The 14976-nt window shown below is 27.5% G+C and carries 10 protein-coding genes and 4 tRNA genes; 12 read left to right on the forward strand and 2 right to left on the reverse strand.

Annotated features, from left to right (window positions below):
* Window positions 1-155: 155 nt before the first annotated feature.
* The 8 genes from asd (at window position 156) to GN160_RS02570 (ending at window position 5657) form a co-directional block, all read left to right on the forward strand.
* On the forward strand, window positions 156-1259 hold the full coding sequence (gene asd, locus GN160_RS02535; RefSeq protein ID WP_192380127.1) for an aspartate-semialdehyde dehydrogenase: 1104 nt from the start codon (window positions 156-158) through the stop codon (window positions 1257-1259).
* A gap of 451 nt (window positions 1260-1710) precedes the next feature.
* Window positions 1711-3189, forward strand: a complete 1479-nt coding sequence (ilvC, locus tag GN160_RS02540; RefSeq protein ID WP_192380110.1) for a ketol-acid reductoisomerase — start codon at window positions 1711-1713, stop codon at window positions 3187-3189.
* Between the two features lie 133 nt (window positions 3190-3322).
* Window positions 3323-3655: a thioredoxin gene (gene trxA, locus GN160_RS02545; RefSeq protein ID WP_192380111.1), complete on the forward strand. Its 333-nt coding sequence runs from the start codon at window positions 3323-3325 to the stop codon at window positions 3653-3655.
* Window positions 3656-3870: 215 nt separating this feature from the next.
* Window positions 3871-5130 (forward strand): transcription termination factor Rho, encoded by a 1260-nt coding sequence (gene rho, locus GN160_RS02550; protein WP_192380113.1) that lies wholly within the window; start codon window positions 3871-3873, stop codon window positions 5128-5130.
* A 77-nt stretch (window positions 5131-5207) separates the two neighbouring features.
* Window positions 5208-5281 (forward strand) — tRNA-Arg (locus tag GN160_RS02555).
* Window positions 5282-5350: 69 nt separating this feature from the next.
* Window positions 5351-5423 (forward strand) — tRNA-His (locus tag GN160_RS02560).
* A gap of 38 nt (window positions 5424-5461) precedes the next feature.
* Window positions 5462-5552: transfer RNA gene (locus GN160_RS02565), tRNA-Leu, on the forward strand.
* 31 nt (window positions 5553-5583) lie between these two features.
* Window positions 5584-5657, forward strand: a tRNA-Pro gene (locus GN160_RS02570).
* A 211-nt stretch (window positions 5658-5868) separates the two neighbouring features.
* Here GN160_RS02570 and hemD read toward each other — a convergent pair.
* Window positions 5869-6609 carry a uroporphyrinogen-III synthase gene (hemD, locus tag GN160_RS02575; RefSeq protein WP_192380887.1) on the reverse strand — a complete coding sequence of 247 codons (741 nt, stop codon included), beginning with the start codon at window positions 6607-6609 and terminating at the stop codon, window positions 5869-5871.
* Between the two features lie 37 nt (window positions 6610-6646).
* On the reverse strand, window positions 6647-7549 hold the full coding sequence (gene hemC / locus GN160_RS02580) for a hydroxymethylbilane synthase (protein WP_192380115.1): 903 nt from the start codon (window positions 7547-7549) through the stop codon (window positions 6647-6649).
* Between the two features lie 775 nt (window positions 7550-8324).
* Here hemC and dapF point away from each other — a divergent pair.
* The 4 genes from dapF to yigL all read left to right on the forward strand — a co-directional run bounded on the left by dapF (window position 8325) and on the right by yigL (window position 14931).
* Window positions 8325-9155 carry a diaminopimelate epimerase gene (gene dapF, locus GN160_RS02585; protein WP_192380117.1) on the forward strand — a complete coding sequence of 277 codons (831 nt, stop codon included), beginning with the start codon at window positions 8325-8327 and terminating at the stop codon, window positions 9153-9155.
* Window positions 9156-10090: 935 nt separating this feature from the next.
* A complete protein-coding gene (locus GN160_RS02590) occupies window positions 10091-12058 on the forward strand; it encodes a UvrD-helicase domain-containing protein (protein ID WP_192380119.1) in 1968 nt (655 codons plus the stop codon).
* A gap of 478 nt (window positions 12059-12536) precedes the next feature.
* Window positions 12537-13484, forward strand: coding sequence for a magnesium/cobalt transporter CorA (corA, locus tag GN160_RS02595; RefSeq protein WP_192380121.1), 948 nt, complete (start codon window positions 12537-12539; stop codon window positions 13482-13484).
* A gap of 628 nt (window positions 13485-14112) precedes the next feature.
* A complete protein-coding gene (yigL, locus tag GN160_RS02600) occupies window positions 14113-14931 on the forward strand; it encodes a sugar/pyridoxal phosphate phosphatase YigL (RefSeq protein ID WP_192380123.1) in 819 nt (272 codons plus the stop codon).
* Window positions 14932-14976 lie beyond the last annotated feature (45 nt).

A 14976-nucleotide genomic window follows, 5' to 3' on the forward strand; every position in this document is an offset into this window, starting at 1 on the left:
CATTTACGAATTAATTTTTATTTTTTTATGTTCTTATTTTAAATTTATTGTTTCATATTATTAGTGTAATATATAGTATATTCGTAAATTAGATGTAATTGCAGCATATAAATTTTGTTTATTTAGTAAGTTATTTGATGCAAAAGGAAGAATATATGAAAAATGTTGGGTTTATAGGTTGGCGAGGGATGGTTGGATCAGTGCTTATGAAACGTATGCTTGAAGAAAATAATTTTAATAATATTTCTTCTGTTTTTTTTTCGACTTCTCAATATGGCAAAACTGTTTCTAATATGAATGATCGTTTTGGTATTATACAAAACGCTTGGGATTTAGATATTCTTAGTTCCTTGGATATTATTGTCACATGTCAAGGTAGTGATTATACAAATGAAATTTATCCAAAATTAAGAAATATTGGTTGGCAAGGTTATTGGATAGATAGTGCATCTTCATTAAGAATGCTTGAAGATGTTATTATTGTCCTTGATCCCATTAATCAACATTTGATAAATCAAGGTCTAGATAGAGGTATTAAAACTTTTGTAGGTGGTAATTGTACTGTTAGTTTAATGTTGATGTCTTTAGGTGGTTTATTTGTTTCTAATTTAGTTGAATGGATTTCAGTATCTACCTATCAGGCTGTTTCTGGTGCTGGCGCTAAATTTGTACGTGAATTATTAATGCAAATAGGTGATATACATAACTCAATAAGTGATTTATTGCTAAATTCTGATATATCTATTTTAGAAATTGAAGGCCTTGTAACTAAATTGTTAAATGATAATTTAATATTAAATAATTATGATAGTGTGCCTTTAGCATGTAATTTAGTGCCATGGATTGATAGGTTATTAGATAATGGTCAAACCAGAGAAGAATGGAAGAGTCAAGTTGAGACTAATAAAATACTAGGCCTTAAGGAAGTAGTTCCAATTGATGGTTTATGCGTGCGCATTAGTTCTTTACGTTGTCATAGTCAATCTTTTGTTATAAAGTTAAAAGAAAATGTTTCTTTAAAAGAAATTGAATTTTTGCTTGCAGCACATAATGAGTGGGTAGTTGTGGTACCAAATGATTATAGTTGCTCATTACATCAACTTACACCAGCAGTTGTTACTGGTACTTTGAATATTCCAATTGGTAGATTACGCAAATTAAATATGGGTCCACGTTATCTTTCAGCTTTTACTGTAGGTGATCAGTTGTTATGGGGAGCTGCTGAGCCATTGCGAAGAATGTTATGTAAGTTAATTTAATTTAATTGTTGTTTTGTGTAGTGTGTATTTTATTTGTTTTATGTTTTATATTAAGATAGGATTTGAAATTATCAGAGATAATATATATTATTTTTCGTAATTTTTGTTTTACTGTTTAGAATAACTATTGGAAAAGTATCAGATTTCTTTATAATATACTTCGTGGATTAAGTATATTTAAAGTTAGAATAAACTAAATTGAATTCAATTTAGTTTATTCTAACTTGTTTTTATCTAAATTTAAATTTATATAATATTAGTTGTATTTTTTAAGATTTTTTAAATATTATATTTGTGTTATTTTTTATTTTTGCTTATTTGCATTAGAAACAAAATATGTTTTTGATAATTAGTATTTATAAAAAGAAAGTTCATTTAACATTTTAAATATTAGAATGTAATATCTGTTATATTAACATTGAAATGGTGATTATAGAATATAGAGGTATTTATGATTAATTACTTTAATACGCTGACTTTTCAAAAAAAAATAGAACATTTAGGTCAGTGTCGATTTATGGATCACAGTGAGTTTTCTTGTGCTGTAGATTGTTTGATGAATAAAAAAATTGTTATTGTTGGTTGTGGAGCTCAAGGTTTGAATCAGGGTTTGAACATGAGAGATTCTGGCTTAGATATCGTTTATGTTTTACGTAAAGAAGCAATTCTTGAAAAAAATGATTCTTGGCGTAGAGCAACATTACATGGTTTCAGATTAGCTAGTTATGAAGAAGTTATTCCAGAAGCAGATTTAGTAATCAATTTAACACCAGATAAACAGCATTCTAATGTTTTAAGAATGTTACAACCATTAATGAAAAGTAATAGTGTTTTAGGATATTCTCATGGGTTTAATATTGTAGAAGTTGGTGAAAAAATTCGTAAGGATATTACGGTAATTATGGTAGCTCCTAAATCTCCTGGTAGTGAGGTTCGCGAAGAATATATGAGAGGATTTGGCGTTCCTACTTTAATTGCAGTACATTCAGAAAATGATTTAAATGAACAAGGGTTGATGTTTGCAAAAGGATGGGCCGCTGCAATTGGTAGTGATCGAGCTGGAGTATTAGAGTCATCATTTGTAGCAGAAGTAAAATCAGATTTAATGGGAGAACAAACAGTTTTATGTGGTTTATTGCAAGCTGGGTCTTTATTATCATTTAATAAAATGGTTGATGATGGCATTGATCGTATGTATGCGGCAAAATTAGTGCAATTTGGTTGGGAGATCATTGCTGAATCCTTAAAACATGGAGGTATTACATTAATGATGGATCGTTTATCTAATACTTCTAAATTGCGCGCTTTTACTTTAGCAAATAAACTAAAAGAAATAATGTTACCTTTGTTTGAAAAACATATGAATGATATTATTAGTGGCGTATTTTCTCATTCTATGATGTTAGATTGGGAAGATAATGATAAAAAATTACTTAATTGGCGCCATCAAGTTAGTAATACTATGTTTGAAAGTACACCTACTTGTAGTGAAAAGATTAGTAATCAAATATATTTTGATCATGGTGTACTTATGGTGGCTATGTTGAAAGCTGGAATAGAGTTAGCTTTTGAAATTATGATTAAGGTTGGTATCGATCCAAAATCAGCTTATTATGAGTCATTGCATGAATTGCCGTTAATCGCTAATACAATTGCTCGCAAAAAGTTATATATGATGAATAAGACAATTTCTGATACAGCTGAGTATGGGTCTTATTTATTTTCGAATAGTTTAATTTCATTGTTACAGGAGGATTTTATTGCGAGTTTACAACAAGGAGATTTAGGTCAATCAATTATTGAAAAAAAGGTGGATAATATTCAATTACGTAATGTTAATGATGATATTCGTTCTCATTCTATCGAAAAAATTGGCGCACAATTGCGTTTGTATATGATAAATATGAAGGATATTACAAAAGGTAGGTAAAGTTTGTGTAGTTAGGATTTTATTTTTATTTATGCATTTATGGTATTCTGAATAATTAGTGTATTTTAGGTGTGCTAGAAGTATATGGATCTGAGTTAATTATTTTAGTTTTCTGAATATCTTGGAGTTCGAAATGAATAGTGAGATTCTTTGTTTAAATGACTCTAATTTCAATAAAAATGTGATAGATTTGAGCAGTAAGTGTTTGTTTTTGGTTGATTTTTGGGCGGAATGGTGTAATCCTTGTAAAATTATTTCGTCAGTTTTAGATGATGTAGCAAAGGAATACATTGATAAATTAAGGGTTGCTAAATGTAACATTGATGAGAGTCCAATAACAACTAGGAAATATGGAATACGCAGTATTCCGACTTTGTTGTTGTTTAAATATAATGAAGTAATATCAACTAAAATTGGAGTTCTATCGAAAGGTCAATTAAGGGAGTTTTTAAATGTTTATTTATAAAATTATAAGTAAGATTTATTTTGTAGTTAAGATATTATAGACTTAAGTAGAGAAATGTGTTATAAGGCTATTTGTTTAGATTTTACTAAGATATTTATGATATCTTTAATTCTTGCTTAGATTAAATTAGAGTTTTATTAAATTTCATAAATAAGATATTGGTTGAATTGTTTTGTGGTATTTATTTAATATAAGATTGGGATGTGCCCGCCATTATGAATCTTACCGAACTAAAAAATATCTCTGTTTCTGAGCTGGTCACTTTGGGAGAAAGTATGGGCTTGGAAAATTTAGCTCGTATGCGAAAACAGGATATTATCTTTGCTATTCTTAAACAACATTCTAAAAGTGGTGAAGATATTTTTGGAAATGGTGTTTTGGAAATATTACAGGATGGTTTTGGTTTTCTTCGTTCTAGTGATAGTTCTTATCTCGCAGGACCAGATGATATTTATGTATCACCCAGTCAAATACGTCGTTTCAATTTACGTACAGGTGACACCATTTCTGGTAAAATTAGACCTCCAAAAGAAGGAGAACGTTATTTTGCATTGCTTAAAGTAAATGATGTCAATTATGATAAACCGGAAAATGCTCGTAGTAAAATTTTGTTTGAGAATTTGACTCCTTTACATGCAAATTCTCGTTTACGTATGGAAAGAGGTAATGGTTCTACAGAAGATTTAACTGCGAGAGTGTTAGATTTAGCTTCACCTATAGGTCGTGGCCAACGTGGTCTTATTGTTGCTCCACCTAAAGCTGGTAAAACAATACTTTTGCAAAATATTGCTCAAAGTGTTGCTTATAATCATTCGGAATGCGTTTTAATAGTTTTGCTGATTGATGAACGCCCTGAAGAAGTTACGGAAATGCAGAGGTTGGTAAAAGGGGAGGTTATTGCATCTACTTTCGATGAACCGGCTTCTCGTCATATACAGGTTTCTGAAATGGTTATTGAGAAAGCTAAACGTTTAGTGGAACATAAAAAAGATGTTATTATTTTATTGGATTCTATTACTAGGTTGGCGCGTGCTTATAACACAGTAGTTCCAGCTTCTGGAAAAATTTTGACAGGAGGCGTAGATGCTAATGCATTACAACGTCCGAAGAGGTTTTTTGGTGCTGCGCGTAATATGGAGGAAGGTGGTAGTTTAACTATTATTGCTACTGCATTAATTGATACTGGTTCAAAAATGGATGAGGTAATTTATGAAGAATTTAAGGGAACAGGTAATATGGAATTACATTTGTCTCGTAGAATTGCAGAAAAGCGAGTTTTTCCAGCAATTGATTATAACCGTTCTGGTACTCGTAAAGAAGAGTTGCTTACTACTCAGGAAGAGCTTCAAAAAATTTGGATTTTACGTAAAATTATTCATCCTATGGGGGAAATTGATGCAATGGAATTTATGATGAATAAACTATCAATGACTAAGACCAATGATGAATTTTTTAACATGATGAGGCGTTCTTAATTTTGTTATTGTTTTTATTTTTAGTAACTGAATTTTATTCGTTAATTAATTGAATTGTTTTAAAATGATTTAGCTATGCGCTCGTAGCTCAACAGGATAGAGCGTTGTCTTCCGGAGGCAGAGGTTTCAGGTTCAAGTCCTGTCGAGCGCGTTCTAATGAATGTAGATATTCGATTTGGTTTTTTGTTACTTGATCTATTTTTGAAAATAATAGAATATGGTGATTGTAGCTCAGTTGGTAGAGCACTGGATTGTGGTTCCAGTTGTCGTGGGTTCGATTCCCATCAGTCACCCAAGAAAGGGTATTTATCGAAAATTTGTATCTGGTCAAGCGAAGGTGGCGAAATGGGTAGACGCGCTAGTTTCAGGAATTAGTGTCGAAAATAATAAAGACTGTGAGGGTTCGAATCCCTCTCTTCGCATGTATTTTCTTTTTTTTTGCGTTTAATTATTCGGCGAGTAGCGCAGCTTGGTAGCGCAGCTGGTTTGGGACCAGTTGGTCGGGGGTTCAAATCCTCTCTCGCCGATAAGAGATTATAATTTGATTTTTTGTTTTTATTTAAATATAAATTTTCAAAATAAACAGTATATACTAATTTCTAATTTCTAATTTCTATAGATAGTTAATTGATTTTAAATGCTAATTTTTTTAGATTGTATTGAGGATTTATATAGCATTTACATACATGAGAATATATAGTAATCATTCAGTTTGGCAGTATATTTTATAATTTGTTATTATATATTCAGTAATAATTTTATTAAATCTTTATTGTTGGCTGTTTTTGCCATTACAATATCTTTCCACCCTAATCGTTTAGCTATATAAGCTAAACGATTACTTACTACTATTAATTTACAGCAGATTAACCAAGATTTTCTATGATTTTTTGGTAATAAGTAATATAGTTGTTTTAGCATTTCTCCACTAGTAACCACTAGTGTATTGATGCCCAGTTTTATCATTCGATTGCCTTGCTCTTCTCCATTGTAATTTATTTGTTTTCTATAATAACATTCACAGTATTCTACTTTTACTCCTCTTTTTTTAAGTACATTTCCAAGTTTTTTACGACCATTTTTACCTTGTAGTATTAATGCTCGTTTTCCATGTATGTTTGTTAATGTTGGTAAAAGTAATAAGTTTTCACTGCTTTCACCATTTTTAGGGAAGTTTACTGATAATCCTGTTAGTTTATTCATTAATAATCCACTAGATCTGCCGATCGAATAGTATTTTAATTTAGATGGCCAAAATAATCTTGAAATAGACAACCATTGATGAGCATAATTGATTGCATTTTGTGATATAATGAATACAAGATCTTCGTTAGAAAGGAGGTTTAATTTTTTTATTAATAAAGATAATTCTTTGCTAGGGTAACAATGAATTAAAGGTAAATGCCACGCTTCTTTACCTAAATTAATTAATTGTTTAACTAAATTATCTCCTGCTGGCGATGGACGGGTTATTAAAATTTTTTTTTATTTGTTTGCATATTTTAGAATTTAAAATTTATTTGCTGTTAATTATTAGTTCTCTTGCGATCTTTATGCTTAAAATTTTTCTTTCTTTTATAAGTGCAGTACCTTCACTGCGTATAATTTTTTTTTTATTAGTTGAGTAAATTAATGCCCTTAACCATATGTAATTATTATTTTTGATTTCAGCATAACTGGCAATTGATGATTTACAATTACTTTTTAGCAAAAAATTAACATTGCGTTCAGTTTCAATGCATAGAGAAGTTATTTGATGGTGCAATGGTTTTAATAATGCTAAAGTTTCATCATCTTTTAATCTATATTCGATTCCTAATGCTCCTTGTCCCATAGCAGGTAAAAAGTTAGCCGGATCGATTGACATACGGATATAATTATTTAATGATAAGCGTTTAAGTCCTGCTGTCGCTAGGATTAAGGCGTCGTAGTGGCCTTGATTTAATTTTTTTAATCTGGAGTCAATATTTCCTCTTATATTTTTTATTTTTAAGTCTGGCCTATGTTCGTATAATTGACATTGACGTCGCAGACTTGAAGTACCTACTATTGCTCCATTTGGTAAATTTTCTAATTTGGAATATCGTAAACTAACAAAAGCGTCTCGTGGATCGTCTCGTTTACATATTACTGCTATACCAAGACCTTTAGGGAAAGAGATACTTACATCTTTCATTGAATGCACTGCAATATCAGCATGATGGTTAAGTAAAGCATATTCTAATTCTTTAATAAATAATCCTTTTCTGTTAATGTTTTCTAATTCTTTATTTAATGCTAGATCCCCTATTGTGATTATTGGAATTAGCTTTATTTGTAAATTTGGGTGATAATGAAGCAATTTATTATATATATAATTTGTCTGGCATAATGCAAGTGGACTATTGCGTGTAGCTATTTTTAGGGTTTTAAGATGCATATCGTTATTTATCTTTGTTTTTAAAAATTTCATTATGTTTATATTGTTTTTAATGAAGTATTAATTTTATTGATAGAATAACATTTTAATCATTTTTAGTTTACTTGTCTTTATATACAATTATTAAATTTTTTTATTTATTTGAGTGAATTATGATAATTTTATTATATTGAATTTTAAATATATCATTAGTATTAATATAGATTTTGAAATTAATTAAATTTATTTATATAAATTTTTATTAAATTATTAATTTTTATTTTTAAATTTTTGATAAAGTAATTTTATAAGTTAGTTTTTATTTGATTTTATAAAATTATTGTTTATTTAAGTATCTATACATATAGATATAGTATATATTTTTTTTTTGAAATTATGATTAAATTTTTCTTTATTCCTGATGATTAAATTTAGTTATATTTTAAAATATTTATTAATTTTATATGTGTTTTTGTATAGTAAATATTTATGAAGTTTATTAATAATTTATTTATTTATTAATATGAAGATAATGATAGAGTTTTGTTTAGTATATTTAATTTTAATATAATTAAAATTAAATATACTAATAATGGTATGATATTTTGATTTTTATAATTTTATTATAATTAATAATTTAGTAACTGTAATTGTAAATATATTATGAGAATGTTATTTTTTTATTTTCCCATTGATTTTTAAATATAAATTTAATTTTACTAGTTGATAAATAGCTAATTTACGTAATATTTATTATATTATTGTTATTTTAATTGTATTACTTATTGAGGTATCAATGCGATTTTCTAAAATGCATGGATTGGGTAATGATTTTATGATTGTAGATGGAATAACACAAAATATTGCATTTACGCGAAAAACAATCTGTCGTTTGTCTGATCGACGGTATGGAGTAGGTTTTGATCAATTATTATTAGTAGAGTTATCAGAGCGTTTCGGAATAGATTTTAATTATCGTATTTTTAATGCTAATGGTCAAGAAGTAAATCAGTGTGGTAATGGTGTTCGTTGTTTAGGTAGTTTTGTAAAAATTAAGAAATTAACTTATAAAAATATCGTTTATGTTAGTACTAGAACCAGATGCATGATGTTATCTTTTATTAGGGATGATTATATTAAAGTGAATATGGGGGAACCTGATTTTTGTCCCGCCAGGGTTCCGTTTAAAGCTTGTAAAATAGAAAATAGTTATGTTTTATATGTTGCTGGGCAAGCTATGTTATGTGGTGTTGTTTCAATTGGCAATCCTCATTGCATTATTCTAGTGGATAATGCGGATATTGTTAACGTTACAGCTATTGGTGCTTTGTTGTCACAGAATCCTAGATTTCCTGAAGAGACTAATGTTGGTTTTATGCAGATTGTTAATTATAATCATATTCGTTTAAGAGTATATGAAAGAGGTGTTGGCGAAACACAGTCCTGTGGTAGTGGTGCATGTGCGGCTGTTGCTGTAGGTATTCAACGGGGGTTATTATCTGAACAAGTGAATGTAGATCTTTTAGGTGGAGCATTATTAATTAATTGGAAAGGGGTTGGACATGCTTTGTATATGACTGGATCAGCTACTCATGTTTATGATGGAGATATTAGTTTAAATTTTTAATATATAAACCGGTGATTTCTTATTTATCATGTTATTTATTTTGTTAACAAAAATTTCTTAATTTAATTTTTATTTTGTTTTCTTCATTTAAGCGTGTGAAAAGTAATAATTTTTGGTTGTTAGTTATTTAGTTATATTTTGTTAATTTGGAGATTTATATTGTTAATATTTCGTCGTTTATTAAGGCCTTTATATATATTAACTTTTAATTTAGACGATGTTTTATGATAATCGTTCAGTTATTGCTAATGTGGAGATAAATTAATTTTATTTTACGACATCATTATGCTAATAGTAATAATTTAAGTATTAGGGAACATTGAAAGTTACGTTGTATTTTACTTCAACATGAATCAAATTTTTATTATAATATTAATTATTGGCACTGGTAATTTATTAGTTTAGTTTTATAGATTTTTGGTTTAGTTTAAATGAAGCTTCTGTAGGTATCGATAGTTCAATGGAGATTTTTATTGATTGGCATAGTGAAATTAATATTATCTTATGAATACATATTCTATATTGAATATTTTAATTTCTAGTTGTCATTAGTTGTTATTACTAATAGTAATGTTAATTTAGTTATGTATGGTTTAGATAAATATTTTAGTTATGCTTTTCGTGTCTGAATTGATGATTGTGTAAAACCATATGAAGATATGTATTTTATGACGGTAAAATAATTAGGTATATTTTGCAGAATATTATGCATATAGGTAATGATGTAATCATAGATATATAGAGCTATTAATTGGTGGGTTCAGGTTTCTTGTATGATGAATATGTTGAGAATTATCGTTTGGTTTTAATAAGAGTTATGTACCTCATTTAGATATTTCAAAATTGTTTTTTTTGACAGAATTGTTATAATAAATAAAATTTTTATGTATATGATTTTCATTTTTTTTTGAATTAAACATTTTCTTAATCTGCCCATGGATATTGTAAGTTTGTTTAATAAACTGAATGATAAACAGCGTGAAGCTGTTGTTGCTAAAGACAGTCATGTACTGGTTTTAGCTGGTGCTGGTAGCGGAAAAACTCGAGTATTAACCCATCGTGTTATTTGGTTGAAAATGATAAAGAATTATTCTTCTTCTTCAATTATGGCAGTAACTTTTACTAATAAAGCATCATTGGAAATGAAGAGTCGTATAAACGCTTTAATTGGTGATTTTTCTAAAGGAATGTGGATAGGTACATTTCATGGTTTTGCTTATTGTTTATTGCGCTCTCATTATTTAGATTCGAATTTGCCTAAAAATTTTCAAATAATAGATAGGAATGATCAGATATGTTTATTAACGAAATCTATTCGTTATCTTGGTTTAGATGAAAAAAAATGGCAACCTAATAGTGCTGTATGTTTTATTAGCGATAAAAAAAATAAATCTTCTCTATTTCCTAATGTTGATGGACGATCAAGTAAATCAGAAATTACTTGGTTGAATATCTATAAAGTTTATCAGAATATGTGTGATCGTGCTGGATTAGTAGATTTTGATGAACTTTTATGTCGTTTATATAATTTGTTACTGAATAATCCAGCTATTTTAGCTTATTATCGAAATAAGTTTGTTAATATTTTAGTGGATGAGTTTCAAGATACTAATAAAATGCAATATAATTGTTTGTATTTGTTATTAGGTGAAAAAAGCAATGTTATGATTGTTGGTGATGATGATCAATCAATTTATAGTTGGCGTGGCGCTCAGGTTGATAATATTTATAGATTTATTAGTGATTTTTCATCAACACGTATTATTCGTCTAGAACAAAATTATCGCTCTACTAATAACATTTTACAAACAGCTAATACTTTAATTTCCTATAATCAAAATCGTATTGCTAAGAAGTTATGGAGCACAGAAGGCAAAGGGAAGACTGTTTCTTTATATAGAGCAGTGAATGAATTAGATGAAGCATATTTTGTAATTAATTGTATAAAAGCTTGGCAACAAAAAGGAGGTTTATTGAATAATTGTGCCATTTTGTATCGTAGTAATATTCAATCTCTTGTTTTAGAGAGAGTATTGTTACATAGTAAGATTCCGTATAAGATATGGGGTGGTAGTATCAGGTTTTTTGAACGTCAAGAAATTAAAAATATGTTCGCGTACCTTCGTTTAATTATTAATAAAAGTGATGATGTTGCATATGAAAGAATTCTTAATGTTCCACCTAGAGGTATAGGAAAGCGTACGTTAGATTTAGTAAGAAATATATCTATTACTGATCAGTTGACTTTATGGGAAAGCACTAAGAATTTATTAAATAATACTAAATTAAAAACAAGAATTTTTAGAGTATTACAGGATTTTATTACTTTAATTAATTTTTTATCTGAAGAAATTGAACAGTTATCATTATTTGATCAAATAGATTTAGTAATAAAAGAAACTGGTTTGTTTTGTTTTTACAAGCAAATGCAAGGTTCTAAGTCTACGTTATGTATTGAGAGCTTTAAAGAAATCTTAGATGCTGCTCATCGTTTTGATCAAAATTATGAAAATAGAAGTGATAATATATCTGTTTTGCGTGATTTTGTTTCATATTATTTGTTAGAAAATGATAAAGATTATCGTAGTTCTGAATTATTTTCTGATCTTGATTCTGTTAATTTAATGACTTTACATGCTTCTAAAGGATTAGAATTTTCTCAGGTATTTATTGTTGGTATGGAGGAAGGTATTTTTCCTAGTCAAATGTCTTTATTAGGAGAAAAGCAAGTAGAAGAAGAACGTAGATTAGCTTATGTAGGTATTACCCGTGCGATGCATAGTTTAACTATTAGTTATGCTGAAAATCGTTTTATATATGGCAAAGCTATTATATGTAAAGTTTCCCGTTTTATTAATGAATTACCTAAAGAATGCATAAGTAATGTTTTTTTTTCAAATTGATTTCAGGAGATTAGATTGATATTATTTTATTACTGTTTTGTAACGTGATTTTAAAGATTATGTATTTTGATTAATAAATATATTTTATCTTAATTTTATAAATAAAATATGATAGACTGCCATTTTGATATATAAGTAGTTGTTGTTTTGTAGTGATTTTTTATTATGTTATAGTTTCAATTGTAATTGTAGGTTCGTTTTTTATTGTTGATTTGCTTTGTTTTTGTTATATTTTCCTGATTTATTTTAATGTATATTATTAATTTTATGTTAAATGTGTGTATATATTCCATTATATTGTGGTGTTGTTTTGGAAATTATGTCATTAAATATGTCGGTGTGGTGATTTCAAATTTAATTTTGTATTTGAGCGATATTTATTTAATATTGTCGAATGTTTTGTTGCTAGTTCTTATTTTAATTTCAGCAGTTTGATATATGATATGTTTTAGTTTTAATCACCAAGGAAATAGTGGTTATGCTTAGCGCTTTTAAATTGGAGAATAATCAATTAGTTAAGATTAATTTGGAAAAATCTTTTGCTTTGCGTGAAGCGATATGGATTGATTTAATTGAACCTACCAAAGATGAATTTAATCGCATACAAATAGAGTTAGGTGATAGTTTTATAAAATGTTTTGATTCTAAGGGAAATATTGGTAATAGTAAATTTTTAAAAAGCAAAAAAGATTTATATATTTGTTCTGTATTTTTTTACAATGAGATATATCATCAAACGGATGGTATTGTTGTTTCGTTTATAATTTGTGATGGGAAATTATATAGTGTACGTGAACAAGAAATATCTGTTTTTCGTTTTTATCAAACGGATGTTGATAATACAGAACTTTTTATTGATGATAATGGTGCATATACAATTTTATTAGATTTATTTGAGTTAAAAATAGATCATTTGGCAAATAAAATAGAGAATGTTTATAGTGATTTAGAAGTATTGGGTGTCTTGATTATGAATGGGAAAGAAATAGATAAATACAGTTCAATATTTTCTACTTTAGCAAGTTTAGAACAAGTTTGTTGGAAATTGCGTAGATGTTTATTAGATACTCAACGTTCTGTTGATTTTTTGATTCGTAAGGCAAAAATTTCTATCAATCAAATAAGTCAGGCAAAGAAAGTTTTAAGTATTATAGATTATTTATTAGTTCATACTGAAACAGTATTACAAAAAGTTAATTTTTTGATACAAATAGCAATGGGGTTCATTAATATTGAACAAAATCGTGTTCTTAGATTTTTTTCTGTAGTTTTTTTACCACCTACATTAGTTGCTTCTAGCTATGGTATGAATTTTGAATTTATGCCGGAGTTAAAATGGTCTTTTGGATATCCCATAGCTATTATCTTAATGATTTTAACTGGTTTAGCTCCTTATCTTTATTTTAAGCATAAAAATTGGTTATAATTTTGTTTATTATTCAGTGTTGATATTTTATTTTTATATTTTCATGTATTGTATATTATGTATTTAAATTTTATAGAATTAATATTTTAGAATCGATATTTTGATGATTACATATACTGTTTTTTATTTCAGATATATTTAAATTTCAATCATAAGTTATGTAATAAAATAATTATTGTTAAATTTTGTTATATGAATATTTATTTTTTTTGATTTGTATTTTTGTATTATTTATGTTAACGGCTACTTGATGTAGTTATTTAGACTTTTGTATTTCTTTACTAAGATAGCTTTTAATTGCTATATATATATTTTATGTTAAGAATTGTTTCTAACAAAATAGGTTTTTCTAAAGTTTTAAATAGTAAAAACTATGATATATATATTTATATATTCGAGGAAAGGTTATTTTCTTTAATATATATTTATTAGTTAATTTATAATTATAGATCAAATATTTTTAAATGATATTATAATAGATATGGCGGAAAATTAGGATAAATCTAAATGAATGTTTAAATTTATTATTGTATATTTAATTATAAATCATTACTACTAAACTTAGTTATGTATTTTATAATAAGATTATAATTGTTTATTTAATTGAATATTAGAGGTTTGGTGTTTTATGTTTCATATTGTTGCATCTGATTTGGATGGTACTTTATTATCTTCTGATCATAAAGTCGGTTGTTTTACTAAACAAATCTTACAGTCCCTTATTACCCAGGGTATACATTTTGTTTTTGCTACTGGTCGTCACCATGTCAATGTCATTAAGATACGTGATTATTTAAATATTTCTGCTTATATGATTACTTCCAATGGTGCTAGAGTATATGACAATAGTAATGAGTTAATTTTTTCTCATAATTTGAATGAAAACATAGCTTTGGAATTGTTTGATTTAGTGTATAATGATCCAAAAATTGTTACTAACATATTTCGTAATGATGAATGGTATATAAATCGTAACGTTCATCTAGATAAAGAAAATTATCTTAGTGGTTTTTCTTTTCATGCTAAATTATACCAACAAAATATGTTACCTGCTGATGGCATTTGTAAAGTTTATTTTACTAGTGATGACTATCAACATCTATTAAATTTGGAACGATTTTTGAATGTGCGTTGGGGGGATTGTATTAATGTTAGTTTTTCTTTACCTATGTGTCTTGAAGTTATGCCTGGTGGTGTTTCCAAGGGTTATGCCTTACATGAAGTTGCTAACTTATTAGGTTATGATTTGCAAGATTGTATTTCTTTTGGGGATGGTATGAATGATCAAGAGATGTTATCAATGGTTGGTAAAGGTTGTATTATGCGTAATGCTCAACAACGACTAAAAGATAGTCTTCCTTGGTTAGAAATTATTGGTAGTAATGAAGAAGAAGCTGTTTCTCATTATTTACGAGAAATGTATCTGATAAAAACTGATTTTTTATGAATAATGATTATTATATAGAATAAAATTTTTATAATTTCAAATAAT

This window comes from Blochmannia endosymbiont of Colobopsis nipponica, assembly GCF_014857065.1.
GTDB lineage: Bacteria > Pseudomonadota > Gammaproteobacteria > Enterobacterales > Enterobacteriaceae > Blochmanniella.

What these genes read in the sequence shown, in the direction of transcription:
- asd (WP_192380127.1), top strand. Translation starts at nt 156, where the DNA reads ATGAAAAATGTTGGGTTTATAGGTTGGCGAGGGATGGTTGGATCAGTG.
- ilvC (WP_192380110.1), top strand. Translation starts at nt 1,711, where the DNA reads ATGATTAATTACTTTAATACGCTGACTTTTCAAAAAAAAATAGAACAT.
- trxA (WP_192380111.1), top strand. Translation starts at nt 3,323, where the DNA reads ATGAATAGTGAGATTCTTTGTTTAAATGACTCTAATTTCAATAAAAAT.
- rho (WP_192380113.1), top strand. Translation starts at nt 3,871, where the DNA reads ATGAATCTTACCGAACTAAAAAATATCTCTGTTTCTGAGCTGGTCACT.
- hemC (WP_192380115.1), bottom strand. Translation starts at nt 7,549, where the DNA reads ATGCATCTTAAAACCCTAAAAATAGCTACACGCAATAGTCCACTTGCA.
- dapF (WP_192380117.1), top strand. Translation starts at nt 8,325, where the DNA reads ATGCGATTTTCTAAAATGCATGGATTGGGTAATGATTTTATGATTGTA.
- GN160_RS02590 (WP_192380119.1), top strand. Translation starts at nt 10,091, where the DNA reads ATGGATATTGTAAGTTTGTTTAATAAACTGAATGATAAACAGCGTGAA.
- corA (WP_192380121.1), top strand. Translation starts at nt 12,537, where the DNA reads ATGCTTAGCGCTTTTAAATTGGAGAATAATCAATTAGTTAAGATTAAT.
- yigL (WP_192380123.1), top strand. Translation starts at nt 14,113, where the DNA reads ATGTTTCATATTGTTGCATCTGATTTGGATGGTACTTTATTATCTTCT.